We start from the raw sequence: 25,121 nt of genomic DNA on the forward strand, positions 1-25,121 counted from the left end.
CGTACATGCGGGGCCGGAGAACAGCGAAAGCCCCTCACCGAAAGGACGGTGAGGGGCCTTGCAGGGTTGAGCGGGGTACGACTCCGTACCGGGCCCGCCTAGTACCAGTGGTTGGCCTGCCAGAAGGTCCACGCCTCGCACGGGCTGCCGTAGCGGCTGTCCATGTAGTTGAGGCCCCACTTGATCTGGGTGGCCGGGTTGGTCCGCCAGTCGTCGCCGACCGAGGACATCTTCGAGCCGGGCAGCGCCTGGAAGAGGCCGTAGGCGCCGGAGGAGGCGTTGACGGCGGTGTAGTTCCAGCTGGACTCGTGGTTCACGATGTTGCTGAAGCACTGGAACTGGCCGCTCGGCACCATCTGGGCGGCCATCGCCTGGATCTGCGCCGTGGTGTACGAGCTCTGCACCGGGAAGCTGGAAGAGCTGCGGGAGGCGGCGGCCTTGGCCTCCAGGCGCTCCTTGGCTTCCTTGGCGGCCTGCTCGGCGTCGGCCTTCTTCTGGATCGCCGACTTGGCAGCGGCCTTGCGGGCCGATTCCTCGGCGTCCTTCTTGGCGCTCGCGTCGGCCTGGATGGCCTGGACGTTGGCCTGCTGCGTCAGGGATGCGGTCTGCACCTGGGCCTGCTGGCCCGCGGGTATGTCCGCGAGGAGCGTCGAATCGGCAACTGCCGCCTCGGCGTCGTTGGTCTGTGCGGTGCTGCCCGAGGCAACGCCGACGACGCTTCCGACAGCGGTGACCGCGGTGGCAGAGGCCACTGCGAATCCCCGGACCGAAATCGGACTCACACGGTTTCCTTCCAGCGTCGTCCGCTTCGGTGACCCTGGCGGACGCAATCTTGCCCCTGGCGCTGACCTCCCAACTGCTGGGTCACGGGAGGTACGGGCCCGGTGGGCAACTCCCGTGCGGGAGGCGCCGCGTGGTGCTCGGGCGGCATACGACGTCGACTATGGAGTTGAAGCTGGTGTTGCTGTGGTGCCATACCGCTGGCGGTACAGATGTGTCGTATGCGGGGCCTGACAGGAATGAGACTCTGCCGTAACCGGACGCCGGGTGGCAATTCTGAGTTGCGTGTGAAAGCTCACATCTCGTTTGACCCCAGCGATTCCGAGAAACAGCAACACGCGAAGGCGCCGCCCGGCTAGGCTCTTCGCCTTTCCGGACGGCGCCAACTGGCCGTGACTATCTCAGATTTGCCCGTCCTCCAGCATTTCGGTCACAAGGGCCGCAATCTGGGACCTCTCGGACCGCGTCAGCGTGACGTGGGCGAAGAGCGGATGCCCCTTCAGCTTCTCCACGACGGCGACGACACCGTCGTACCGGCCCACCCGCAGATTGTCCCGCTGGGCCACGTCATGGGTGAGAACCACCCGCGAATTGGCGCCGATTCGGGACAGAACGGTGAGAAGCACATTCCGTTCCAGCGACTGCGCCTCGTCCACGATCACGAACGCGTCGTGCAGCGAGCGTCCGCGGATATGGGTGAGGGGCAGCACTTCGAGCATCCCGCGCGCGGTGACCTCCTCGATGACCTCGCGGCTGGTGACCGCGGACAGCGTGTCGAAGACCGCCTGCGCCCAGGGGCTCATCTTCTCGGCCTCGGAACCCGGCAGATAGCCCAGCTCCTGCCCGCCCACCGCGTACAGCGGACGGAAGACCATCACCTTCTGATGCTGACGCCGCTCCAGCACGGCCTCGAGACCCGCGCAGAGCGCGAGCGCCGACTTGCCGGTGCCGGCCCGGCCGCCCATCGAGACGATGCCGACGTCCGGGTCGAGGAGCAGGTCGAGCGCGATCCGCTGCTCGGCGCTCCTGCCCTTGATGCCGAACGCCTCCCGGTCGCCGCGTACCAGACGGACGTTCCCGTCCGGCGAGACGCGTCCCAGCGCCTTGCCGCGCTCGGAGTGGATGGTCAGGCCCGTGTGCACGGGAAGGTCGGACGCCTCGGGCACATACACATGCCCTTCCTCGAAGAGGATGTCCACCTGTTCGCCCGGCAGGGTCAGTTCGGACATTCCGGTCCAGCCGGAGGAGTCCGTGATGGCGAGTTCGGCGCGGTACTCCTCGGCGAGGAGACCGACCGAGGACGCCTTGATCCTGAGCGGGAGGTCCTTCGACACGACGGTGACGTCGAACCCCTCGGCCTGCAGATTGCGGGCGACCGCGAGGATACGGGAGTCGTTGTCCCCCAGGCGGTAGCCGCTGGGCAGCACGCTGGGGTCCGAGTGATTGAGCTCGACACGGACGGTCCCGCCGAGTTCCCCGATCGGGATGGGGGCGTCGAGGCGGCCGTGCCGCACCCGGAACTCGTCGAGCAGGCGCAGCGCCTGCCGGGCGAAGTAGCCGAGTTCGGGATGGTGCCGCTTGGCCTCCAACTCCGTCACCACGACGATGGGGAGCACGACCTCGTGCTCGTCGAAGCGGCTCAGGGCGTTCGGGTCGGCCAGCAGAACGCTGGTGTCGAGAACATAGGTGCGCCGGTCAGGCATACGGCGCTTTGTGCTGGTCACCACGGAAGGACGTACCCCCTCGGATGAGGTCGGGGAGCGACGGAGTGGAGCTGGACCGGTCGACGGCCCGTCTGCACGGGCCGGGAACCGGCCCTCCGCCTGTTCGTCCGTGCGGTCGCCGCACGATCGGGCTGGTGCAAAGGGCCTCCCGGGCGGACGGCCCCGTGCCGCCCGCTGAGGATCCGACACCCGTGGTTCGGGTGTCGACCTGCTTGCCTTATGCCCTCGAACACGCGCGGCCATGCCAGTGCATATGACGGCGCGCTGGTGAACTCTCTGTTACTTCCGTCCCAAACGGGGTACCCGGGGCACCCCTTGGCGGAGTACGTGTGTCAGCCGCCGTAACGCCGGTGGCGTGCCGCGTAGTCGCGCAGGGCGCGCAGGAAGTCGACCTTGCGGAAGGCCGGCCAGAAGACCTCACAGAAGTAGTACTCGGAGTGGGCCGTCTGCCACAGCATGAATCCGGACAGCCGCTGTTCGCCGCTGGTACGGATCACGAGGTCGGGGTCGGGCTGGTCGCCGGTGTAGAGGTGACGGCTGATCGCGTCGACGGTCACGGAGTCGGCGAGCTCTTCCAGTGAGGTGCCCTTGTGGGCGGCGTCCAGCATCATCGAGCGCATCGCGTCGACGATCTCCTGGCGGCCGCCGTAGCCGATGGCGACGTTGACGAGTATTCCGTCGACATGGACGGTCGCCTCCTCCGCCTCCTTCAGCGCCATCTGCATCTGGGAGGGCAGGATGTCGGGCGTGCCGACGTGGTGCACCCGCCAGCGGCCGTCCGCCGCGAGCGTCCGTACGACGTCCTCGATGATGCCGAGCAGCGGCCCGAGTTCGTCCTGCGGCCGGTCGAAGTTGTCCGTCGACAGCAGCCACAGCGTGACGACCTCGACATCCGTCTCGGTGCACCAGCCGAGGAATTCCTCGATCTTTTCTGCACCCGCCCGGTGACCGTGCACGGTGGTGGAGCCGGCGGCCTTCGCCCAGCGGCGGTTGCCGTCCATGATGACGCCGATGTGCTTGGGCACCTGAGCGTGGTCCAGGTGGCCTTCCACCCGGCGTGCGTAGAGCCTGACCAGCAGGCCACGCAGCTTGTCGCGCAGGTTCACGAGATTGTCAGCCCCTCCGTGCAGATGCGGTCCCCGCGCGCGGAAGCCTACCGGGACAGTGGAGGCTGGCTTGAGCGCGGGTCGCGTACGACTTGAGAACGTGGGCGGTGTTCGGGGTGCGGGCGGAGGTCCGGCGGGCGCCCCTGGTGCGGGGGTCCGGGCAGGTGGGGGCGGTTCCCGCGCGGGCCGGGGCGGGTGGGGGCGCCGGGCCTGACGGGGAGTGCGAGGACACAAAAAACGGGCCGGTCCGTGGGGGGGAGACGGACCGGCCCGAGGGGGGGTTTCCACCATAACCCTTCGTAAGTGATGCTGCGTGCATCGGCGTGCCACAACTACTCTCCGCAGTCATGTGGCGACGGCCCGGTGGTCGCGAAACACCCCATTCACGGCGGGCTCATGGCCGGAACACAGCTGATTCTCAAGGTTGTTGTGCGCGATCCGATGAGATCCGGCGAGACCCGGAGGGCTCGTGGCACCGCCGACACGGTCCGGGCGTGTCGCGTTCGCATCCCCCACCCGGGTGACCCCGGCCCCGCGCGCGCCCTTGACGCAGACCCCCCGGCCCCGCGAGCTGTGAGGCAGGGCACCGCGCAGCCCCCTCCGCTGCGCGGTACCACCCACGCAGCTTTGCTCACGCGAATTGCCTTGGTCTGAACTTACGTGAGGAGAAGGTAAGAAGCGAGCTGACGGTGATAACGATGTGGAAACCTCGTGAATCCCGTGGATGTGAAGGGGGGCTGGGGGGTTGATGCGCAGATTGCCCGATTTGCGCTTACTGTTTCAGTAGCGGCCTCGCGAGCCCTAAGAGGACAGTTTCTGACCTCGTTCCGTCCTAGCGTCGCCCCCATGACGACGACCATCACGTGGGATCAGGCGAGCGCACGCCGACTCGACCGCCAGTTCCTGGCCATCTCCGCCCCCGAGGACGTCCCGCCCGCCGAGGTGGTCGCCGCGATGCTCGGGGCGCACGCGCAGGTCATGTCCGCGGCTGAACTCTCGGTAGGGGTACGAAGCACCGGGCTGACCCGCGCGGACGTACGCACCGCACTGTGGGAGGACCGCTCCCTGGTGAAGACCCACGGCCCACGAGGCACCGTCCATCTCCTCCCCACCGCCGAACTCCCCCTGTGGTGCGCCGCCCTGCCCGCCGTCCCGTCCGGGGCGGGCGGTCAGGCGCCGGACGTACGGCTGAGCGGGCAGCAGGCCGACGAGGTCGTGGCTGCCATCGGGGACGCCCTGGACGGCGTACACCTCACGATCGACGAACTGAGCGAGGAGGTCGTGGCCCGCACGGGTCCCTGGGCCGGCGACCTGGTGATGCCCGCCTTCCAGACCCTCTGGCCCCGCTGGCGCCAGGTGCTGCACCGGGCCGGCCAGTCCGGCGCACTGTGCTTCGGCCCGAACCGGGGCCGCAAGGTCACGTACACCCGCCCCCCGCACTTCGACCCGCTGCCGCAGGACGAGGCGGTACGTGAACTCGTACGCCGCTTTCTGCGCGCCTACGGCCCGTCGACACCGGCGTGGTTCGCCAAGTGGCTGGCGGCGCCCGGGGGTTGGGCGGCACGGCTCTTCGCCCGGATGGCGGAGGAGGGCGGGATCGAGCGGGTCGCCTTCGAGGGGGTCGGGGACGCGTGGGTGGCGGCCGGGGACACGGAATTCCCGGACGCGGGGACGGGGCGCGGGCCGACGCGGGGGCGGGGGCGGGGGCGCGTGCCTGGGGTGCGGCTGCTGCCGTACTTCGACGCGTACGGCATCGCCGCGCAGCCCCGGGAGCGGCTGTTCCCCGGGGACGCGTACCGCAGGGCACTCGCGGGCGGCCAGGCCGGCAACTACCCGGTGCTGCTGGTGGACGACGTGGTGGCCGGGGTCTGGCATCAGCGGCGCCAGGGGCGTCGTACGACGGTGACGGTGGAGCCGCTCGGGCGGCTGACGGCGCGGCAGGAACGGGAGTTGGGGGAACAGGTGGAGAGAGTCGGGGAGGTATTGGAGGTGGCGCGGGCGGAGCTGGTGGTGGGCGAGGTGACGACGGGGCCGCACGCTTGAGTTTCGGGCGGGGGCTGGGGCTTGCGGGCCCGTGGGTAAGGCTGGGGGCTAGCGGGCCTCGTGAGGCTGGGGCTTGCAGACCTCGTGGGTAAGGCTGGGGGCTAGCGGGCCTCGTGAGGCTGGGGCTTGCAGACCTCGTGGGTAAGGCTGGGGGCTAGCGGGCCTCGTGAGGCTGGGGCTTGCAGACCTCGTGGGTAAGGCTGGGGGCTAGCGGGCCTCGTGGGGCTGGGGCTTGCGGGCCTCGTGGGTAAGGCTGGAGGCTAGCGGGCTTCGTGGGGCTGGGGCTAGCGGGCCTCGTGGGGCTGGGGCTTGCGGGCCTCGAAGAGGTGGCGGGAGCTGTGGGCGACGAAGGGGCCCTCGGACTCGATCCGCTCGTGCAGGGACCGGAGTTGGGGCTCGTACTTCTCGACGGTGAAGTCCGGGACCATCCACACCACCTTGCGCAGGAAGTGGACGACTGCGCCGATGTCGTAGAACTCCATCCGGAGGCGTTCCGAGCGCAGGTCGACGATCTCCAGACCGGCGGCCTCGGCGCCCACGCGCTCCCGCTCGGGGAGGCGGACGGCGCTCTGCTCGCCCGGGAGCGGTCCGAGGAAGTGCTCGACGAGCTCGAACACGCTGCGCGCGCCGACATGTTGGGCGAAGTACGTCCCGCCGGGCCGCAGCACGCGCGCGATCTCCGGCCAGTTCGGGCTGACCGGATGCCGGCTGCTGACCAGGTCGAAGGCCTCGTCCGCGAAGGGCAGCGGCGCGTCCTCGGGCACGGCGACGACGGCGACACCGCGGGGGCGGAGCAGGGCGGTGGCCTTGGTGACGTTGGGCGGCCAGCCCTCGGTGGCGACGGCGAGGACGGGGGCCTTCGGCTCGACCTGGGCGAGGGCGAAGTCGAGCACTTCCCCGCCCCCGGTCTGGATGTCGAGGGCGGCGGTCGCGCCGGCGAGCCGGTCGGCCATCGCGGTGGCGTACCCCCAAGAGGGCCGCGCCTCGGTGGCCCGCCCCTCGAACCAGGAGAAGTCCCAGCCGTCGGTGGGGACGGCGGCGCCCTCGGCGACGAGGTCGTCGAAGGTGGCGTGGTGATGGTGGTTCTCGGCGGCGGCGGGCATAGGGGTGATCGTCGCAGAGCGATGTCAGTGGGCGCTGCTAATTTTTCCGGCATGACGAATGCTGAGGCCACGGGGGACGAGGGGGCCGCTATGTCCGGTATGCCGTACCGCGGTGGTGAGAAGGAGACGCTGCGGGCGAGCCTGGACCGGCATCGGGACGCGGTGCTGTGGAAGCTGGAGGGTCTGGACGACGAGCGGCTGCGCCGCCCGATGACGCCGTCGGGCACAAGTCTGCTGGGCCTGGTCAAGCATCTGGGGTCGGTGGAGTACGGCTGGTTCGCGGAGACCTTCGGCGGCGAGGTGGAGAAGCTCTGGTTCGACCCGGGGACGGACGAGGACATGCGGGCCGACCAGGGTGAGACGACGGCGCAGATCGTCGAGTTCTACGGTCGTGCGAGAGCGGCGGCGGACCGGGTGATCGCAAAGACCCCGCTGGAGGGGCTGGGCCGCCCGTCCTGGCGTGACCACGAGGTGTCCCTGCGCTGGGTCCTCGTCCACATGATCGAGGAGACGGCTCGGCACGCCGGGCACATGGATGTGGTGCGGGAGCTGCTCGACGGGGCTACGGGGGATCACCGGCGGGATTGAGGTGGCTGGGGAGCACGAGGAGGGCGTGTTCGTCGTCGCCGTGCCGCACCGTGCCGGTGTGCCGGAAGCCGAGCTTCTCGAGGAGCCGTACGGAGGCGGTATTGCCGATGAAGGGATCGGCGTAGAGCGGCCGGATGGGTTCCTCGTACTGAAGAAACAACGTCAGGGCGGCGCTGCCGACGCCTCTCCCCCAATACTCCCGCCCGAGCCAGTACCCGAGAAAGCGCCGTTCCCCTTCCTCCCACCAGCTGACGACATGCCCGGCGGGCCGGCTGTCCACGGTGACGGTGCGGACGAGACAGCTCTCGTCACCGAGGACGCTGTCGCGCCAGTGGGCCATGAACCGCTCGCGCGGCCGGGCGGTGAACCGGGACCGCCGCAGGGCCTCTTCGTCATGCTCGAAGGCGAGGAACCATTCGAGGTCGGTGTCTCTGACGGCCCGCAGCCGCACCCTTCCGTCGTCACCGGCGCTCATCTCAAGGCACCAGCGGCCGTACTTCCTCCGCGGCGAACCGCACGAACCCCTCCGGGTCGGGCTCGTCCCCGGTCGGCTGAAGAATCACGGCGTCGGCCCCGGCCTCGGCAAGCCGCTGAACGGCCTTGGCGACGGCACCCGCGTCGCCGGCGACCCCGAGATCGGGAACGTCCTGAAGCCCTTCGTCGGCAAGCTCGGCGCGCAGCCGCCGGGCGGCGTCGGGCCCGGTGGCGGTGAGAAGGTAGACGACGACGCGATGCGTTCCGCCGCCCCGGCCCCCTCGCTCGGCGGACTCCCGCCCCTCGTCGATGAGTTGCCGCGCCCGTCGTACGCCGTCGGCGGTGGTGGAGGCCGTGAGGATGGTCCCGTCGGCGGCTTCACCGGTGAGCCGCAGGGTACGGGGGCCGGTGGCGCCGGCGAGGACGGGCACGGGAGCGGTGGGCGGCCAGTCGAGGCCGACGTCATCGAGACGGACGTACCGCCATCGCTCGTCGGTGGTGACGCGCTCCCCTCTCAACAGCGCCCGCAGCGCGACGAGATGCTCCCGCAGCAAGGTCACCGGCGACTCGACCCGCGCCCCGACCTGCCCCATCCAGTCCTGCACCCCGTGCCCGACACCGACGACGGCCCGTCCCGGGAACATCCTGTCCAGCGACGCGACTTCCATTGCGGTGATCGCAACGTTCCGCAACGGCACGGGAAGCAACCCGACCCCGACCTTGACCCGCTCGGTCCAGGCGAGGGCTGCTGCGGCTGTGGAGACGCCGCCCTCTCTGAAGCAGTCCTCCCAGAGCCAGAGCTCATCGAGAGCGGACTCGTCGGCGAGGCGGGCGATGTCTCGGAGGCGTTCGGGGGGTAGTTGGGGGCGGAAGACGGCGCCTAGTGCGGTCATGGGGACCTTCCTACCCAGGGAGGCATGAGCAGGCAACCCGATTGCGGTGGCCGTCGGCCTCAGGAGGAGGGCTGTCCGCGACCAGGGTCCGGGCGGTATGCCGGAGACGACACCGGGTTGCGTCAGCACAGGTGTGATGCGAGAGGATGCTGCATCAGGAAAGGCCGCCTGCGTTCTGGCCACGCGAGTGCAAACGGAGAGGCTCATGGGGGAGCACGACCGCCTGGTAGTCGACTACGAACTCTTGGAATCTTCGAAGACGAATCTGCGGGACATCAAGAAGGCTCTCAAAGGCATCGACAAACACCGAGACGACATCCAGGAAATCTGGGGCCACGACAGCATCGCCGGAAAGATGGACGAGTTTGTCGACAACTGGGACAACTACCGGCGTGAACTCCTGAACAACGTCGAGCAGTTGGGCAAGCACGTAGAGACCGCGCTCAAGAGCTTCGAGAAGCTGGACCTCGATCTCGCCAACGCGAACAAGAAGAAGAAGTCTAAAAGCGGGGGAAATTGACGGATGGGTACGGGTAAGGGCAGGCGCCGACCGGTCGACTGGCACCCACTGACGGAGAAGGACCCCGTCCCCGGCGATCCAGAGGACATCCGCGACGAGGTCACCAAGATGACGAACCTCGCCTCAACCCTTCGCGAGCAAGCGGCCATCCTGCGCAAGGCCGCCACCGGCGACGCGCTGCAGGGCAAGTACGCCGACAAGATCCGCGAGAAGTCCGACGACCTCGAAAAGCACTTCCGTGAGACGGCGGCCCGTTACGAGCGCGTGGTGGGCGACCTCGGCAATTGGGCCAACGAGCTGGAAGGTTTCCAGGAACGGGCCGACAGCGTCCTCAAAGCCGCGAAGACGGCTGATGAAGAACACGCGGCCGAGGTGAGAAAGAAGGAAGCCGAGGCCAAGAACGGCGGCAAGGACGGCGGCAAGACGTCACCGGAGGAGTCCGACCCCAACAGCCACCTGGCGTCGTACCACAAGCAGCTTGCCCAGATCCGCCGCGAACGCGACTCCCGCGCCCGGCATTACGCCGAGAACATCGGCAGCGACATCTCCGACATCATCAAGGACAGCTGGTGGGAGAACCGCAAGGACTGGGTGCACGAGCATGCGGACACGATCAAATCCGTTGTCGACGCCCTGAGTTGGATTGCGACCGCCATCGGGATCATCGCCCTCCTCTTCACACCGGTCGGATGGATCGCGACCGCCATCGCGATCACCACCATCAGTCTCACGGTGCTCGTCGGCGTCGGGCACGCGGCGCTGGCAGCCTCAGGTGAGGGGAGTTGGGCAGATGTCGCCATGGACGTCTTCGCACTGGCGACACTGGGATTCGGCAGCGTCGCCATGAAGGGCCTGAAGTCCGCGACGGCATCCCTCAAGGCCGCGAGCAGGGCGGGACGGTTCCAGCGGTACGGAAATCTGCGCAAGCTTCTCAACAAGAACATCCTGCGGTACGGCACGAATTCGGAGCGGGGCGCGAAAGCGGCGCGTGCTAAGGATGCGCTGCGTCAGATCGGGGCGCGGGAAACGCGGCCGGGGGCGACTCGGGTGGAACGTCTACTGGGCGGCGACGGGGAGGTCGTCAGCGCGAGCAAGTTCGCCAAGGCGATGCGGGCCGAGTTCTCGGGGGATCCTGAGGTGGTCAAGGCGGCGGATGCGGTGGGGAAGGCGGCGAGGAATTACCGCGCGAACTACCTGGCGGCCACCAGCGTAGACGTTGGAGACAAGCTTGGAGAAGAGTTCGTGGGCGACCCATACGGAAATGCCAAAGACGTTCTCACGCGTGAAGTCGGAAGTCGCTGGTGAGGAACTCACGCGAGGTTAGACCGAATTTGGTCAGGCATCGCAAAAGTCCAGAACAAAATTTCATGGAGTGAGAGATAGTGGGAAGATTCCCGGCAAAAAGCCCAGTAGAGTCTCGCGCGATGAAATACCTTGCTGCGTTCACCTTGACACCGGTCCTCTGTTTCGCCTTCCAAGACCTCGGAAGCAAGTACGGTGGAATGGACTGGCTCACTGGAGGTTACGCCGCCTGGCCGATCATGATCGCGCCTGTACTCATGCTCATCCTATTTATCAGGAACCAAGAACTCATCCGCAACCCTCAGATCGGCACCAACTTCTCCCAGACGATCAAGATGATTGCCGGTATGTACCTGTTCTGGAACATCATCTTGGCCTTCGGCTACAAGTGGCTAGCCATCATCCCGATCCTCGCCTGTCTGACAATCCTCATCGCTGGCCGTCAGCTCAAGAAGCAGGCCCGCGCGTGAGTAGATCCGAACTGGAGCAACAGGCACCAGTCGCCGAGGTGACCGCTCCTCACCGCTACGAACTCGTCCTACCGCCCGGCTGGATCCGGATCCCTCTCCGCGAGGGCACGAAGGAAGCGCTGGAGAAGATCCTCTTCTCCCACATGGGGCAGGTACCGGAAGGCATCCCCCGCGACGACGCGATGCGCTTCAGACTGGAGATGCGTCGCCAGTTGGAGAAGCAGGCCCGTGCGGCCAGCAGAAACGGCGGTCTTGACCTCTATCTTCCGGTGCTCCCGCGCGGGGGAATCTTCCTCATGGCCTCGTTCATCGTGGCCGAGATGCCGATCGGTCAAGAACATGGCGTACCTCCGGGGCAGGTGCTCGCCCGTCTGGTTGACGACGGCGTGCCCGGCGGAGCGGCGACAGAGGTCGACGTGGCGGGGGCACCCGCGCTGCGCCGTGACTACCGATCAGCCCTCGACGAAGGGGAGCTGCTGACACGGCGGGTCGATTACGTGATCCCCGTGGCCAACGATCCCGGCCGCTGGATCAGCATCAACTTCTCCACCCCGGGTGACGGCGACGCCGACAGTGAATTCACCGATGTGCTGGTTGAGTTGTTCGACGCGGTGGTCAGCACGTTCAAATGGAGTTACGAGTGAGCTGGCTCAACGTCAAGCACGCCATGGCCTTGTCCCCTTGGATCCGGATCCCGCTCATCTGGCCGGAGCCAGGACTTGAGGACGTCGAGGAGGCGCAGAGCCCAGAAGCGTGGGCGCGTTACTGGGCTGAGGGCCTCTGGGCGGATGCCGCGCCGGAAAGGCCGGAGCCGGGCGAAGTCGATCTGCTGACCAACATTCTGTTGATGTACGCCGTCCGGGCCCCGGCGGCCTATCCAGACTTCGAGGTCTTTCTCCATGTCCCGCACCCACGGGAGATCCCGCTTCCCGCGTACGTCGACCTGGTCGAGATCGAAGAGGGCGAAGACCGGGAAGCGACACTGCGTGAGCTGACCCACGCCGATGCGAGCTACACCGTTGAGCCGCCCATCGTCGAGGACTTCGACTCGCCGTATCTCGGAACCGGTCTGCGCGTGCTGCGCTACTACCAGGACGAGGACAGCAACGAGGTATATGTCGGCTTGCGTTACGCCTGGCGCTACGAGAAGGGCCCGGAAGCCGCGGACGTCCTGGTCATCCTGGCCGATCCCGACGCCGGCCGGATCCTCCGAGCGCTCGACGACGTAGACGAATTCGCCCGTATCATCCGGATCAGCCCGGATGAGGAAGCGGACGCCTGGCTGTCCTCGTGATCCAGGCAGACTGCCGCACGGCGGGCCAGGCTCCACTCGATGCCCCGGCCCGCCGTGGCCCTCACGCGCGACAGCTAGCGGTTGACGGCCTGGATCTCCTGTACGACGACGTTCTGCGTGGCGCCGAAGTTGCCGTCGGGCAGGTCGCCTCCCGCACCGCCGCTACCGGTCCACTGGATCTTCCAGGTGACGGTCGCCCTGAGGGGGTACGTCGCGTCACCCGACGAACGCAGGTACTTCACGCCGCAGGGTGGCGTCTGGTCCGCCTTGCCCTTCGCGTACGGCTCGCCGATGCGGCCGTTGTTGATCTCGCAGACGCCGGATGCCGGGTAGGTCACGGCGTCGGCGGTGCCAGGCTCGATCTTCAGGGAGACGGGTTCCGCGGTCGCGGTCGCGTTGATGTTGAGGACCGGGACGGAGGCCGTGACGGACACCGGCTTGAAGGCGGCGCCGTCGAGCCAGGCCCAGGTGGGGAGGTTGACCTTGGTCGCTTCGGCGGGGGCCAGGGTCACCTCGGTGCCCGGGACGCGGATCTCGTTGTAGGCGAGTTCGGCGAGGATCTCGGGGGTAACGGCGTTCTCGTACTGGGCCGGCGGGGCGTCGCCCGTGTCCACCCAGAACGGTCCCTTGTCACAGGAGTCCCAGCCCGGGGGGTAGCTCTTGTCGACGTAGGAGTCCCACCAGTAACCCTTGCCGGTCTTGTCCTTGTTGAAGCCCTTTTCCTCGTCGTCCGCGTTGTACTTCTTCCGCTGCTCGGCATCCCACTCGTAGCCGGTCGACTCCGCTTCCCAGATCGGCTCCAGCGTCTTCTGGAGCTGCTCCGGGGTGTATTTGGGCGCGTACCAGCAAGGCGGCGGGGTCCAGGAGGTGCTCGACGTCAGGGCGCCGGTGGAGGTGCCGCTGCCGTTCTTGGAACGGTCGAAGACGACGCCTCCGGCGGTGACGGAGAGAGTGTCGCCGTTGGTGTCAGCATTTGTGTTGGGCGCCTGAGCGCCACCGCCAATCGTGTTGTCGGCGAGGGCGGGCACACCACTCAGCAACACCACACCGATCACAGCAGGCGCTATCAGAACCCGCGACGTGACGCTCAAGGCTGGCACTTGTCGCTCCCCCTCTGAGACTCGATCTTCTCGACGGCCCACACACCCTCGTCGTTCTTGTGCAACCGCGTGATGTAGAGCACGTAGCTGTTCTTCGTGGCCGGCGTCTTGTTGACCTTCTTGGTCTTCAAGTACATGTCGTACGCCTTGCTCTGATCCTCGCAGTAGACGAGGGAGGCGCTGTCCTTGGCGCTCACGTTGACAGTCGCGTCGTAGTAGCGGTAATCCCCGGTGACCCTGGCTTTGGCCTTGACATACGCCTGAATGAATTCCTGCGTGCTGGCCGCCGCCTCTCCCTCGTAATAGAAGAGGTAAGCCTTGTCGAGGGCATCCTGGTTGACAATCGCCAAGTCGACGGCCTTGATCGACTGTTCACTGTCGGACAGGACGGCGTCCTTGTCCTTGTCGCCCGTCTTGGACCAGTCGAACGTGTACGACAGATCGGCGGGCAGCTCGATCTTCGGGCGATCGACAGCCGCTGAGGCCGATGCCGTTGGCGACGCCGACTTGTCGCCACCGGTGTCCGCTCCCGCGATCTTGTCGTTGTCGTCCTTGGAGCTGTCATCGCTCCCGCACGCGGACAGCGTCAGGGCCGCTGCGGCGGTCAGCGTGAGCGCTGCGATCAGGGTGGGGCGGCGATTCACGATCGGCTCCTGGTGAGGCGAGGCTTCTCTTGAGCGAACCAACGCTATCCAGCGGGATGGGGGGACACCAGGGTGAAGCGGAGCACTTGGGGGTATGTATGGGGCCAAATCGTGCACTCCCAGGCCCGATTGGGCGGTCACGGTTGGGTAACGCGGGGGCAGGTGGCCGGAGTGCACGGCGAACTGGTTGTTCCACTTATGAATGAGCAAAGGAGGAAGTGGTGATGTCGCTCGCCACCGGTCTTATGCACGGCTGGCACTTGGCGCTTCCTCACTGTGAGTCGATCCTCTGCTGAGTGAAGCGGTGCCGTCGCCATCCACCGCGGCCTCAGGGTGAGGTCAGCCTCCTGGAGTGTGGCCTTCTTGGGTGAGGAACGCTATCCAAGGGGCGGGGCAGCACACGCCCTCTGTGCTTTCGGGCGGGAGAGAGGTGGGACGGGCGTGGGGCGGCGGTTTCGGGATGGGCGGGGAGTGTTGGTTGTGCGGGGGGAGGCGGGGGCGGTTTCTGTTCCGGTTGAGGTCGCCGCCTCCTATCGGGCCCGTACCAAAGGGCTGTTGGGGCGGGACGGTGTTGAGGGGGCCATGTTGTTGTCGCCCGCCAACAGCGTGCACACCTTTCGGATGCGTATGGCCATCGACGTCGCCTATCTCGATCGCCATCTCGTCGTCATCGCCGTCCGGACCATGAAGCCCGGGCGGTTGGGGCTGCCTCGGGTGCGGGCTCGGCATGTGGTGGAGGCCGAGGCCGGTGTCATGGCCGGGTGGGGGCTGCGGGGCGGGGTGCGGGTGGAGGTCGTGGGCGAGGTTGTGGGCGGTGCCCTTGAGTAGGGGTAGGGGTGGGGGCGGGTGGGGGCGAGGGGTGTTACCAGCCCAACTGGCTCTCCCCCACCACCTCACTCCCGATGTGCGCCGCCAGTTTGCGGGCCCTCGGCAGGTCGCCCCACTTGTCCGTGTGGACGAAGACGGTGTGGTGTTCGGTCCAGGTGTCCCACTGGGCGTGGTTGCCGTGGAAGACGACCTGGACGCCGTCGTATCGCGGCGTGCCGTGGCAGTCCGCCTCGTCGTCCTCCGGCCATCTGCCGTGCCAGTCGATGGAGGCCGTCCCCACTCCGAGGGCCGCCACGAAGAGGTCCTCCAGCTCTCCCCTCGGGAACTCCTCCGAGAGGTTCAGGGGCAGGGCCGCCTCCAGTGTGGCGTCGTCCGCTGTCGTCACGTCCGCATCGAAGCTGAGGTACTCGCCCGTGGACGGGTCCTTGCGGGCGTTCGTGTATTCGTACGGGGCCTGCGGGAGTGCCTTCGCCATCCTGCGTACGTCCGCGACCGTGTGCAGCTCGGCCATCAGCCATACCTCGTCCGCGGTCTGCTCCAGCAGCTCCACGAGGCGCTTCGCCTGCGTGTATGCCGTCGCCGCGTCGGTGGTGCGAAGCACCGCATATGCCTTGGAGTTGCCCATGGGTGGAGCCTCGCACGGCGTTGCGAGCGGTCGCCAATCGGTTTCGCCGGCCGCTCATTGCGCGTTACGGGGTGGGGGGCGTCGTCCTCAGCGCTTCGATGAAGGGGGTGAAGGTGGTGGTGGGGAACGTGAGGGTGGGGCCTGAGGGGATTTTGGAGTCGCGGATGGCTACGTGGGTGGAGGAGTTCGCGATTTCCACGCAGGCGTTGCCGTCGTCAGGGCCTGAGTAGGACGACTTCCGCCAGTTGTCCATGGGGTGCCTCACAGGTCTCTCGCCAGTCGGTGGATGAAGTCACGTGACTGGTCGGGGTCGAGTGATACGGCTTCCACCTTACGGAAGCGCGTTCGAAAGACCTCGAGTTGGGCTTCGGAGTCGACGAACGCCAGGCCCTGGGGCACATCGCGCACGACGGTGTCCAACTTGGAGAGGGGGCCGCCGACATAGGTCATGGCGCTGGCCGCGCTGCCGAAACCGTCAAGGTCGAACGGGATCACCCTCACGGTGATGTGGTCGGCCTCGGACACCTCCAGGAGCTTGGCGAGTTGCGCCTTGGCGGCTGTACGGTCGCTGACCCTGATCCGCAGGGCGCACTCATGGATCACCAACTCGTAGGGAGTGGTGATCCGCTGGCGCCGCATTCGATGACGTAGTCGCAACTCAAGTTCGTCCTGGGCCAGTTCGGGAACTCTGGAGGAGAAGACTCCTCGGGCGTAGTCCTCCGTCTGCACCAGGCCCGGAACGTACAGGATCGCCACCTCGTGCAGGTAGGTGGCGTGGTGCTCCAACTCCGCGAGATCCAAGAACGACGTGGGCAGCAGCCCCCTGCACTCCTCCCACCATCCGCGTGTGCGGTCCGTGGCCATGACGACCAGGGCGTCGATGAACTCCTTGTCCGTGCAGGCGTAGCGGGACGCCAGGCGACGCAGACGCTGCTCGCTTACACCCTTCATGCCGGATTCGATCTGGCTGATCTGGACCCGGTTCACCCCGAGCAGTGCCGCCGCCTCGATAGCGGTGAGCCCGGCCGCCTCGCGGAGCCTGCGCAGTTCGACCGCCAGGCGCATCTGACGTGCAGTTGGTTCACGCCTCGGGACCATCCGCCGCTCCTCGATTCAACACGCCTGCCAGTGAGGCCCGTTCGGGGGCAGATTACGCGATCGGCTTGCTCGAAGTTACATGTACCCCCTACCGTCGGTGACGCAACGCACACGCTGCGGAAGGGCACCGCCCCGCCCTGCCATGGCGACAGCGGCACCGCCACCGCGCACCCCCCACACCCGAACGGAGTTCACCCATGCCCGAACCCTGGGAGTACACCCTCTACATCCCGAACGACCCCCGCTCCGTCACCGTCAGCCGTCGCACCCTTCGCCTCATCCTGACGATGCACGGCCTGATCCGGCTCGTCGACGTCGCGGAGCTCCTCGCGGCCGAGCTGGTCTCCAACGCCGTACGGCACACGGATGGACCTGCGGCGTTGCGGGTGCGTTGGTCGGCGGGGGTGCTGCGGATCGGGGCGTGGGACGCGGACCCGCAACCGCCCGCCCCGGTAAAGGAGTTGCGGCTCGCGGAGGAGGGGCGGGGGCTCGTGCTGATCCGGGCCTGTGCCGATCTGTGGGGGTGGCAGCCTCTCTCGAGGGATGGCCGGCGAGGCAAGTACGTGTGGTGCGAGCTTGCCGCCGCTTGACTCGTTTCGCCGCGCTGACCTGGCGAAACGGAAGCGTCCCGTCCATGTCCTTGATCCGTAACGATCGCGGAGGGTGTCTGGATCGGTGCGCTCCGCTGTGCAGAATCAGAGCGCCGGTCCAGGCCAATCACACGGGGGAACACCATGGGCGCTGCCCGCACCAGACTCAAGACGTACGCCCTCGGCGCCGCCGCCGTCGCCGCGCTGCTGTCGTCCACGGCGTGCGAGCCGGGCGGGAGCACGGACGACGCGGCGACGAGCGGTATGCCGTCCAGCTCGTCCAGCGGTACGCCGAGCGCGTCCGCCTCCGGCACGCCCGGTACGGCCACTCCCGACAACGACAACGACAACGACAACAACGACGACGACAACGCCGGCGGCGAGTCCTCCGGCGAGGAAGCCCGGCCCTGCACCGACTCCGACGTCTCCGTCGTCACGAAGGTCTACCCGCACGACGAGGCCCGGCATCTGCTCCTCACGGCGACGAACATCAGTGACTCGAAGTGCACGCTGTACCTCTACCCGTACGTTTCCTTCGGTGACGGTGCCGTGGAGCAGATCGGCCCGATGGAGTCCAAGCCACAGAAGCTCGCGACGGTCGCGCCGGGCGGGAAGGGGTACGCGGGGTTGCTGCTGTGGCGGGCGGACGAGGAGACGACCGCCGTGAAGTCGATGACGATCGGATTCGTGGACATCGAGAACGTCGAGGCGGGGGTCGCACAGCTCGCCGTGGAGTTCCCCGAGGGCACGGACTTCCTGAACGTCGGGGATCCCGCCGTCAGCGCCACCCCGCAGGTCACGTACTGGAACAGAGATTTGGCGGCGACGGAGAAGTTCATGTTCGCGCGGTGACGGTCTGGGGCGTGAGCTTCACTTCCCGCCCCTTTCGTGACCGAGGTGAGTGACGGGCGGCGCGCTCACGAGGTCGATGACGCCCCAGTCCCCTTCGAGGTGGAACGACGTTCCGTCCCAGAAGAACGTGTCGATTCCGCCGTAGTCGGTCTCGCCGGAGGCGTCCACCGCGGGTGGCGTTCCCTGGCCGGTCCAAGCGAGGGTTCGAAGGTTCGGGAAGTCGATCGTGGCGCGTGCGTAGCAGTTCAGTTCATCGGGAGCGGGTGGGCGATGGTCGGGGTGCCCGGGAACGAGCACCACTTCCACGTCCAGTCTCAGGCGGCCCGGGGAAGCCTGTATGTCCAGGACAAAGCTGTTCTCGAGGTGGACGTGTTCGAAACCCACCAGTTGCCAGTAACTGACCTTCCTCAAGCGTCGTCACCCCCCGCTTCGGACGTTGCGAGCAGCTCTTGCAGGTCTCGTACGAGGATCAGGTCGTAGCGGCCGAGGGCAGACAGGTTCTCGAAGATCTGTCGGGCCGTCGCCTCTTGGCGCTTCGGGTCCGCGCCGAAGTCTCTGACGGTGAGCAGCGAGTCGTACCGCTCGAACGTCATGCCGTGGTCGTCCTCGTATTCATGGGTGAACTCGACCTCGACCGCGGCGTGTCCGAGACTCGCGGCGCAGTCGATGAACTCGTCCTCGGTGGACATCAGTTCGGCGCCGCATGCCTCGGAGATGTCCCGGACGAGCCGATCTCGCGGGAAACCCGGGCGAACAAAGATGTAGTGATACGCACTCATGCGAAACCCCCATGCAACGCCCTCAGGGCCATCGAATATTGTAGCCGTCTCCGATAATCCGGATCGAGTTCATTCGTCCCGGCGGATTGTTGCGCAGGAAATTTCCGAGCCCTTCTCGTGCACCAGTCTCATCGAGACCGCTACCCCGCGCATCGACGATCGCGTCGCGGGCCTGCTTCTTCGCGGTGTTCAGCGTGTTTTTGACGGAGTTCGCACCGGCGCCCGGGTCTAGGGTCTTGAACTCTGTCGGAACGCCGTCCACGAGCGCATCCGGAGTTCTTTGCCCTTCAACTGAAGACTCTTTGAGAGCCTTGACGTGACGACCTTCATTCTGCAGCGCCTCGGCGATCCGTCGCTCTTTGGGATTGAACGCCTTTTCGGACTCGTCTATGGATCTGTTGCGGGAACTCCCGCTGTCGCCCTCCGTGCGTCCGTCCCTTCCATCACCCCGCTCCCCACCCGCTGCCCCGGCGACCATGAGCGCTATCCCCGCCAACCCCAGTCGGGCGGCGAGCGCGGCGCCCAGCGCCCCCTCTCCCGTGACGGCCGCGCCCGCCACGGCCAGGCCCGCTCCGGGTGGGAACAGGGCCAGGAGGGAAAGGAGGAGCAGGGCGAAGCCGAGGTAGATCAGGAAGTGGTCCAGGGCGTCCAAGAGGTGGGCGGTGGGGATGGCCCGGCCTTCCGTGCCTGCTTCGCCCAGGCTTCGCCAGAGGAGGAGGGTTCCGGTGGTGGCCGCACCCAGGGCTGACGCGGTGCGGAAGCGGTGGGTGGCCAAGGGCTCGGCGAGGAGGGGGGTGGCTGCTGTCCGGCGCCAGATGCGGAGCAGGGTGGTGAGTTGCCAAGCGGTCCAGGCCAGGGCGGCGACAGCGAAGGCTCGAAGGAGTTGCGGGCCGGCGCCCGTCGTGAAGTACTCCTGCAGCCCGGCCGTCGCCTTGAAGGAACCGACGCCCAGGAAGAGGACGGCCGGCAGAAGCAGGATGCCCGGGACCAGCCAGGCCAGGAGGCGTCCGCGGCGGGTGGTCGTGGGGTGGGCCGCGGCACTTCGGATCCGGGCTCTCAGGTCCGGCGTGCGCCATGTCTTCGCGTCGTCGGTGGCGGAGATGCGGGTGGCCAGGTCGGCCACGGTGCGGCGTAAGGGCGTCGAATCGGGGGGCCGGGGCGTGGATACGGCCGTGTGGAAGTAGAAGAGGTTTCGGCGCAGGCGCAGGAAGCGCAGAGCTATGAGGGGGGTCCAGGGCAAGCGCAGGGTCGCGTAGTGGAGTACGGCCGCGATCGTGTCGCCGTCGCGGCATTCGGCCGGGAGGAGCGTGTCGGGGAGGCCGCGCTTCGCTCGGTGCAGGGTCAGCACGTCTGCCGCCATGGCCAGGAACAGAGCGGCGAATGGAGCGAGGGCGAGCGTGGACTGGAGGTTCTCCAGCCAGTCGTCCGCGGGTGTACGTGCGTGTGTGGCCGCGTAGTTGTTCAGGGTGTGGTGGGCCACCGCCGCCGAGAGAGGGAGCAGGGCCAGGGGCTTCCACCACCCCTTCGCCCGCCACAGCACTCCCACGCCCAGGCCAGCGACCGTCGACCACACCAGGTGCGTGAACGTCCCGACCGCCACCTCTCCCCCATGACTCAGGTCCAGAGGGGCGACGGGCGCCGGTAACCAGGACGTGAACACCTGGGAGGGGCCCGGGACATACGGCGCCGACAGACTCTCCGGCACGATCCAGCCGCCGTGCGCGGCGATGGCGCGGTCCGCGTTCAGGGAGTAGCGCAGCAGCGCCTCCAGCAGCCCGAAACCGGCGCCCAGGGCGGCGCCCAGGAGCGTGAAGTCGGTGAGACCCCACTGGCGGCGGACCTTCGCGTACAGCCCTACCAGGAGGAGGGGGGAGATCTTGAGCAGCTCCTCGACCCAGGGGGCGGTCGTGTAGGCGGTTGTGTTCACGACCCGGATCAGGGACTGGTCCGTCTGGTCGGCGATCAGCCTGGTGTACGACAACTCCAGCAGCGCCGCCGCCGTACCGCATGCGTACACGCCGACCAGGACGGCCAGAAGGACCGTCGCCACACCCACGGAACGGGTGGGCCAGGAAAGCAAGAGCAGTTGTACGACCCCGTACACGGCCGCGGTCGCCATCAGCACGGTCATGTGGCCGTCAGCTCTCCGTGCGCGGGAAGGAGACCTCCACCCTTCGGTTCTTCTTCCGGCCCGTCTCCGTCGAGTTGTCGGCGATCGGGTACTGCTCGCCGTAGCCGCGTACCTCGTACGTGATGCCCGCGTCGTTCAGTTCCTCGTCGAGGACGTCCTGGACGGCGTTCGCCCGCCGGCGGGACAGGACGTCGCCGTGCGCCGACGAACCCAGGTTGTCGGTGAAGCCGAAGACCCTGATCCGTGTCGCGTTCTGCTTCTTGATCTCGTCCGCGATCGCGGCGATACGGGCCTTGGAGTCGTCGCTCAGCTTCGCGCTGTCCTTGCTGAACAGGACCTCGGCCTGGAGTGCGAACTTGACGTCAGCGTTGGTGTCTTCGCGGCGTTCCTCGCCGCCCTCGTCCTCCACGACCTGCTTGATGTCGAGGACCTTCGGCTCGGCGAGCGTGGCGCCCTCGGGGAGCTTCAGGTCGGGGTCGTTCGGGTCGACCTTCACGGGGGCGGTGGCGGTGGCTTCGGTGCCCGGGGGGACGCTGGGCGTCTCGTCGGCGTGGGCGGTCGTGACGCCGTAGAGGTTGGTGACGATCAGGACCGTCGCGGCGGCCCAGGCCACGCGGGAGGAGGTGAGGGTCATCGCCTGCCTCATCCGGAGATCTTGATCGTGGCGCTGGAGAAGGTGGGGAGTTGGAGGGTGACGTCTGTGGTGGTCGTGGGAGGGGACGGGAACTGCATGAAGACAGCAACCGCCTCACCCGCCTTGAGGATCGAGAAGCCCGTTGTCGTGAGGGGACGCCCCTCCGTATCACGCAGGACGTAGTAGCGCTTCTTCTCCTTGGAGTCCACGAGAGTGGCTCCGCCGAGCGACCTGCCGTGCGCCATGACTTCGGTCTCGTCGCCCTGCAATGCCGCCGGGACCGTGACCGGCTTGGCGGCGTCGTTCTTCAGCGTGCCGTTCACCGTTACGAAACCGCCGGAGTCCCGCTCAGCTGAGGTGATCTGAAGGATCAGGCCGCTCGAACCCTTCAACTCGGCCTGGATCTCGTCCGACTGGCCCTCTTGAGGGCTCGGGTCGGATCCGCCCTTCTGCGGTGCAGACGCCGTCGCATCTGGCTTCTTGTCGTCGTCACCACCTCCGCCGCAGCCGGCCACACCGGCGGCCAGTCCGGCCGCGAGTGCCAGCGCGACCGCCCCTCTGCGAGCCTTCGCCGTGAACCGAATGCTGCTCATGCGTCCGCTTCCTTCGTCACTCGTCGTTCGCTTGTCAGTCGGCCAGGTGGACATCGAAGAGGTCCTCGGGCTCGGGCAGAACACCGAGGTGCTCCGGGTCCAGGTCCCAGTTCCTGTCCTTGCAGGAGAGGCGCGGCAGTACGTCGTCCGTCGCGTCCTCGGCCGGGGGTTCGAACGTGCACAGGGACTCGATCTCGGCGGTGGCGGATGCCGTCGACTGCTTGTCCTCCGTGCCGGGGATGACGGACTCCCCCACGGTCTTGTTGGTCCTCACCTCGACCGTGTAGGCCAACAGTCCCTCCGGGTCGCACACCAGCACCACGGCGTCGTTCTGCGCCGCCAGTTGGTCCGCACGTCCGCACGAAGGGCCGAGTCCCTCCGCGTTGCCGTCGAAGATGTCCTGCCACTTGGTCGGGTCGAGGACGTCCGTCACCCACAGGTCCGCAAGCTGGTCCCGCCGGTCCTGGGCTGCCGCCAGGGCCGCCGCGTCGGCGGCCGTCGCTGCACCGTTCTTGTTCGCCGCGGCCTGGCCGACCGCAAGGTATGCGAACGCGAGAAAGAGCAGGGCCCCCACCACCGTGATGTAGATGGGGAACGCCTGCCCTGCGTCGCCGCGTGCGCGCCCGCGCATCAGCCCGTGATCTCTCCGATCTTGGTGGTGATCGCGTCCGCGATCTGCTGGCCGAAGTTCGTACCGAGGAGAATCAGGATGATCGCCACAACCACCGCGATGATCCCCAGGTACTCCACGGCCGTCTGTCCCTTGTCGCTTCGCTCGACGCGGGCCTTGAGGTACGAGACGGTGGTGTTGATCCAGTTGCTCATGGTGTGCCTCTCCGTTGTCTGCGACACCGGCAACGTACGGGCCGACACCATGAGCCCCAGAGGGTCCCAGGGCCCAAATCCGGGCCCAAAACCCGGTCACCGCAGGTCTCCGTAGGAATCCGGCGCCGTTCCCAGCCACTTGGCGGCGGCCTCGGCTCGGCTGGTGCTGTGGAGTTTGGCGAAGATGCGGTTGATGTGGTTCTTGACGGTCTTCTCGCTGATGAAGCAGGTGGCGGCGATCTGCTGGTTGTTCATGCCGGACGCGATGAGTTCCATGACCTCCGCCTCCCTCGTGCTGAGTTGATAGCGAGACTGTGCCACAGATGGTTGCAGTTGCGAAAGGGTTTTGGCAGAACTGGCTTGTGGATGGGGGTTTGGGATCTCCGCATCGTATGCAGTTGCACTCGCCACCCCGAGGTTCTCCGGCAGGGTCGCGGCCTTCGAACTGCGCAGTCGGGCCATGACGGCGCCCGCCGCCGACGCCGTGAGGTGGGCGCTTCCGGTTCCTGCGTCCCGTACCGCCGCCACCAGTTGGTCCGTGGTGAACTCGCCGTGCACCAGATAGCCGCCGGCGCCTCGGCGCAGGGCCTCGTGGACGATCTCCGACTCGCTGCTGTACGTCAGCATCAGGACCGGGGCGATCGGCACCAGGTGTGGGAGTGCCGAGATGCCGTCGACGCCTGGCATACGGACGTCGAGGAGGATCACGTCGGGGCGGTGTCGGTGGGCGGCCTCGTAGGCCTCGCGGCCGTCGGCCGCCTGCGCTACGACCGTGATGTCCTCGTGGCCGGAGAGCAGGGCGGTCAGGCCCGCGCGAACCACCGGGTTGTCGTCCGCGACCAGCACCCGCAAACGGGTCGGCATCACGCGGCCTCCTCTCGGATCGTGGCCAGCGGGAGTTCCAGGCGGACCTCCGTGCCCTTGGGGTGGTCTCCTCGGCCGATGCGGATGCGGGCGCCGAGTGCTGCCGCTCGTTCGACCATGCCCACCAGGCCGAAGTGGCCCGCTCTGCGGAGTTGTTCGAGGGTGAGGTCGTGCGGGAGGCCCCGGCCGTCGTCGTAGACCGTGATGCGCAGGAGGTCGCCCTCCACCCCGCCGCTCACGTCCACTCGGGTCGGGGAGGCATGGCGGTGGGCGTTCTCCATGGCTTCCGTCGCGATGGTGAGGAGTTGCCGGGCGACGGGAGGCGGGAGCGGGGGGAGAGTGTGGTCGCCGGTGGGGTGGTAGGTGGCGGGCACGCCCGTACGGGTGCTGAAGTCGGCTGTTCTGGCCGCCAGTTCCGCCATGACGTCGGTGCCGTGGTCCGGGGTCTCCTGGCGGCGGAGGTCGGCCAGGAGTTCCCGGGATTCCGCCGCGGCCCTGCGGGCGGAGCGGGCCACCAGGTCGGCCTGCTGCCGTATGCGTGCCGGGTCGGTGTGCGCCGCTCCCGCGGACGTCGCCAGGCTGTCCGCGGCCAGGGCCACGCCGTGCAGGGTCTTCGCCACCGAGTCGTGCATCTCGCGGGCCAGGCGGGCGCGTTCCGCGCTGACCGCTTCTGTCGCCGCGAGACGGGCCTGGACCGTGGTGAGGGCCTGGGTCGCCGCGCCGAAACGGAGCATCAGGTTGCGCAGGGTCACGCCCATGGCTCCGGTCACCACGCACAGGCCCGGGAGGAGGAGGGCCTCGGCGACCGTGGGGTGGAGGTCCTTGGAGCTTGCGTAGACCGTGACGAGTATCAGGCCCTGGAGGGAGGCGAAGCAGCCTGCGCCTCGCCAGCCGTAGACGAGGCCCGCGAGCAGGGGGGTGCAGACGCTGACGTAGGCGAGGGTGGTGTCCGGGCCGGCCGAGACCAGGAGCAGGGCGCCGAAGAGGGTGTCCGCGGCCAGGAGGGTGGGGTGGCGCAGGAGCAGGGGGCCGAAGCGTTCCCAGTCCCTGAAGAGGACGTAAGAGCCCATGAAGGTGACCAGTACGGCCGCGGCGACCAGGCGTGCGCTGAGGCCGGGGGCGGCGTTGAGGAGGGCGGCGGGGGCGGCGAGCGCGATCATGGCCAGGCGGAAGCCGAAGACCTGGCGGCACATGGCTTGGAGGGCGTTGGTCTGGAGGGGGATGGTGGGGGCGGGGGCGGGGGCGGAGGTGAGGGCGGGTG

30 protein-coding genes are annotated in these 25,121 nt (G+C 67.6%); 10 read left to right on the top strand and 20 right to left on the bottom strand.

The features are described 5' to 3' along the window. Window positions 1-98: 98 nt before the first annotated feature. From OG885_RS16695 to OG885_RS16705, 3 genes are all read right to left on the bottom strand, one after another. The gene (locus tag OG885_RS16695; protein WP_405731808.1) at window positions 99-782 is read right to left on the bottom strand and encodes a transglycosylase SLT domain-containing protein; all 684 of its coding nucleotides are present in this window, start codon (window positions 780-782) and stop codon (window positions 99-101) included. Between the two features lie 399 nt (window positions 783-1,181). Then, the gene (locus tag OG885_RS16700) at window positions 1,182-2,507 is read right to left on the bottom strand and encodes a PhoH family protein (protein WP_405731811.1); all 1,326 of its coding nucleotides are present in this window, start codon (window positions 2,505-2,507) and stop codon (window positions 1,182-1,184) included. 329 nt (window positions 2,508-2,836) lie between these two features. Beyond that, entirely contained in the window at window positions 2,837-3,610 is a 774-nt protein-coding gene (locus OG885_RS16705) for an isoprenyl transferase (RefSeq protein WP_405731814.1), read from the bottom strand. 846 nt (window positions 3,611-4,456) lie between these two features. Between OG885_RS16705 and OG885_RS16710 the strand changes: the two genes are divergently transcribed. Continuing rightward, window positions 4,457-5,653 (top strand): winged helix DNA-binding domain-containing protein, encoded by a 1,197-nt coding sequence (locus OG885_RS16710; protein WP_405731816.1) that lies wholly within the window; start codon window positions 4,457-4,459, stop codon window positions 5,651-5,653. 284 nt (window positions 5,654-5,937) lie between these two features. On the opposite strand, the gene OG885_RS16715 is transcribed toward OG885_RS16710, so the two are convergent. Next, window positions 5,938-6,756, bottom strand: coding sequence for a methyltransferase domain-containing protein (locus OG885_RS16715; protein ID WP_405731819.1), 819 nt, complete (start codon window positions 6,754-6,756; stop codon window positions 5,938-5,940). 51 nt (window positions 6,757-6,807) lie between these two features. On the opposite strand from OG885_RS16715, the gene OG885_RS16720 reads away from it, so the two are divergent. Beyond that, the gene (locus OG885_RS16720) at window positions 6,808-7,344 is read left to right on the top strand and encodes a DinB family protein (RefSeq protein WP_405731821.1); all 537 of its coding nucleotides are present in this window, start codon (window positions 6,808-6,810) and stop codon (window positions 7,342-7,344) included. Here OG885_RS16720 and OG885_RS16725 read toward each other — a convergent pair. After that, window positions 7,319-7,819: a GNAT family N-acetyltransferase gene (locus tag OG885_RS16725; protein ID WP_405731824.1), complete on the bottom strand. Its 501-nt coding sequence runs from the start codon at window positions 7,817-7,819 to the stop codon at window positions 7,319-7,321. The genes OG885_RS16720 and OG885_RS16725 overlap by 26 nt on opposite strands. A gap of 1 nt (window position 7,820) precedes the next feature. Beyond that, the gene (locus OG885_RS16730) at window positions 7,821-8,711 is read right to left on the bottom strand and encodes an LLM class flavin-dependent oxidoreductase (protein WP_405731827.1); all 891 of its coding nucleotides are present in this window, start codon (window positions 8,709-8,711) and stop codon (window positions 7,821-7,823) included. Between the two features lie 46 nt (window positions 8,712-8,757). Between OG885_RS16730 and OG885_RS16735 the strand changes: the two genes are divergently transcribed. The 5 genes from OG885_RS16735 (at window position 8,758) to OG885_RS16755 (ending at window position 12,297) form a co-directional block, all read left to right on the top strand. After that, entirely contained in the window at window positions 8,758-9,231 is a 474-nt protein-coding gene (locus OG885_RS16735; protein ID WP_405731830.1) for a hypothetical protein, read from the top strand. A 3-nt stretch (window positions 9,232-9,234) separates the two neighbouring features. Beyond that, complete coding sequence (locus OG885_RS16740) at window positions 9,235-10,536, top strand: putative T7SS-secreted protein (RefSeq protein WP_405731833.1); 1,302 nt, start codon at window positions 9,235-9,237, stop codon at window positions 10,534-10,536. A 119-nt stretch (window positions 10,537-10,655) separates the two neighbouring features. After that, a complete protein-coding gene (locus tag OG885_RS16745; RefSeq protein WP_405731836.1) occupies window positions 10,656-11,003 on the top strand; it encodes a hypothetical protein in 348 nt (115 codons plus the stop codon). Further along, a complete protein-coding gene (locus OG885_RS16750; protein WP_405731839.1) occupies window positions 11,000-11,647 on the top strand; it encodes a hypothetical protein in 648 nt (215 codons plus the stop codon). Before OG885_RS16745 ends, OG885_RS16750 begins: the two co-directional genes overlap by 4 nt. Next, entirely contained in the window at window positions 11,644-12,297 is a 654-nt protein-coding gene (locus OG885_RS16755; protein WP_405731842.1) for a hypothetical protein, read from the top strand. Before OG885_RS16750 ends, OG885_RS16755 begins: the two co-directional genes overlap by 4 nt. A 74-nt stretch (window positions 12,298-12,371) precedes the next feature. On the opposite strand, the gene OG885_RS16760 is transcribed toward OG885_RS16755, so the two are convergent. Together OG885_RS16760 and OG885_RS16765 are read right to left on the bottom strand one after the other, a co-directional pair. After that, entirely contained in the window at window positions 12,372-13,397 is a 1,026-nt protein-coding gene (locus OG885_RS16760; protein WP_405731845.1) for a hypothetical protein, read from the bottom strand. Next, window positions 13,385-14,041 carry a hypothetical protein gene (locus tag OG885_RS16765; protein ID WP_405731848.1) on the bottom strand — a complete coding sequence of 219 codons (657 nt, stop codon included), beginning with the start codon at window positions 14,039-14,041 and terminating at the stop codon, window positions 13,385-13,387. The genes OG885_RS16760 and OG885_RS16765 overlap by 13 nt, the downstream gene beginning before the upstream one ends. A gap of 441 nt (window positions 14,042-14,482) precedes the next feature. Here OG885_RS16765 and OG885_RS16770 point away from each other — a divergent pair, with 441 nt between their 5' ends. Further along, on the top strand, window positions 14,483-14,869 hold the full coding sequence (locus tag OG885_RS16770) for a DUF192 domain-containing protein (RefSeq protein ID WP_405731851.1): 387 nt from the start codon (window positions 14,483-14,485) through the stop codon (window positions 14,867-14,869). 34 nt (window positions 14,870-14,903) lie between these two features. On the opposite strand, the gene OG885_RS16775 is transcribed toward OG885_RS16770, so the two are convergent. The 3 genes from OG885_RS16775 to OG885_RS16785 form a co-directional block, all read right to left on the bottom strand. Then, window positions 14,904-15,494: a hypothetical protein gene (locus tag OG885_RS16775; protein WP_405731854.1), complete on the bottom strand. Its 591-nt coding sequence runs from the start codon at window positions 15,492-15,494 to the stop codon at window positions 14,904-14,906. A gap of 64 nt (window positions 15,495-15,558) precedes the next feature. Further along, window positions 15,559-15,747, bottom strand: a complete 189-nt coding sequence (locus tag OG885_RS16780; RefSeq protein WP_405731857.1) for a DUF397 domain-containing protein — start codon at window positions 15,745-15,747, stop codon at window positions 15,559-15,561. Window positions 15,748-15,755: 8 nt separating this feature from the next. Further along, on the bottom strand, window positions 15,756-16,592 hold the full coding sequence (locus OG885_RS16785; protein WP_405731860.1) for a helix-turn-helix domain-containing protein: 837 nt from the start codon (window positions 16,590-16,592) through the stop codon (window positions 15,756-15,758). Between the two features lie 197 nt (window positions 16,593-16,789). On the opposite strand from OG885_RS16785, the gene OG885_RS16790 reads away from it, so the two are divergent. Further along, the gene (locus tag OG885_RS16790) at window positions 16,790-17,182 is read left to right on the top strand and encodes an ATP-binding protein (RefSeq protein ID WP_405731863.1); all 393 of its coding nucleotides are present in this window, start codon (window positions 16,790-16,792) and stop codon (window positions 17,180-17,182) included. Between the two features lie 144 nt (window positions 17,183-17,326). Beyond that, window positions 17,327-18,034, top strand: a complete 708-nt coding sequence (locus OG885_RS16795) for a DUF4232 domain-containing protein (protein WP_405731866.1) — start codon at window positions 17,327-17,329, stop codon at window positions 18,032-18,034. An 18-nt stretch (window positions 18,035-18,052) separates the two neighbouring features. Here OG885_RS16795 and OG885_RS16800 read toward each other — a convergent pair whose 3' ends face one another. The 9 genes from OG885_RS16800 to OG885_RS16840 form a co-directional block, all read right to left on the bottom strand. After that, window positions 18,053-18,445: a hypothetical protein gene (locus OG885_RS16800; RefSeq protein WP_405731869.1), complete on the bottom strand. Its 393-nt coding sequence runs from the start codon at window positions 18,443-18,445 to the stop codon at window positions 18,053-18,055. Continuing rightward, a complete protein-coding gene (locus OG885_RS16805; RefSeq protein WP_405731871.1) occupies window positions 18,442-18,813 on the bottom strand; it encodes a hypothetical protein in 372 nt (123 codons plus the stop codon). The genes OG885_RS16800 and OG885_RS16805 overlap by 4 nt, the downstream gene beginning before the upstream one ends. 22 nt (window positions 18,814-18,835) lie before the next feature. Continuing rightward, window positions 18,836-20,944: a PrsW family intramembrane metalloprotease gene (locus OG885_RS16810; RefSeq protein WP_405731874.1), complete on the bottom strand. Its 2,109-nt coding sequence runs from the start codon at window positions 20,942-20,944 to the stop codon at window positions 18,836-18,838. Between the two features lie 7 nt (window positions 20,945-20,951). Then, window positions 20,952-21,578 (bottom strand): OmpA family protein, encoded by a 627-nt coding sequence (locus tag OG885_RS16815; protein WP_405742755.1) that lies wholly within the window; start codon window positions 21,576-21,578, stop codon window positions 20,952-20,954. An 8-nt stretch (window positions 21,579-21,586) separates the two neighbouring features. Then, window positions 21,587-22,171 (bottom strand): hypothetical protein, encoded by a 585-nt coding sequence (locus OG885_RS16820; protein WP_405731876.1) that lies wholly within the window; start codon window positions 22,169-22,171, stop codon window positions 21,587-21,589. 34 nt (window positions 22,172-22,205) lie between these two features. Continuing rightward, entirely contained in the window at window positions 22,206-22,802 is a 597-nt protein-coding gene (locus OG885_RS16825) for a pilus assembly protein TadG-related protein (RefSeq protein ID WP_405731878.1), read from the bottom strand. After that, entirely contained in the window at window positions 22,802-22,996 is a 195-nt protein-coding gene (locus OG885_RS16830; protein ID WP_405731881.1) for a Flp family type IVb pilin, read from the bottom strand. The genes OG885_RS16825 and OG885_RS16830 overlap by 1 nt, the downstream gene beginning before the upstream one ends. 96 nt (window positions 22,997-23,092) lie before the next feature. Next, complete coding sequence (locus tag OG885_RS16835) at window positions 23,093-23,860, bottom strand: response regulator (RefSeq protein WP_405731884.1); 768 nt, start codon at window positions 23,858-23,860, stop codon at window positions 23,093-23,095. Further along, window positions 23,860-25,053, bottom strand: a complete 1,194-nt coding sequence (locus OG885_RS16840) for a sensor histidine kinase (protein WP_405742757.1) — start codon at window positions 25,051-25,053, stop codon at window positions 23,860-23,862. The genes OG885_RS16835 and OG885_RS16840 overlap by 1 nt, the downstream gene beginning before the upstream one ends. Window positions 25,054-25,121: the final 68 nt, after the last annotated feature.

Source organism: Streptomyces sp. NBC_00028, from assembly GCF_045041065.1.
In the GTDB taxonomy this organism is placed as follows: Bacteria; Actinomycetota; Actinomycetes; order Streptomycetales; family Streptomycetaceae; genus Streptomyces.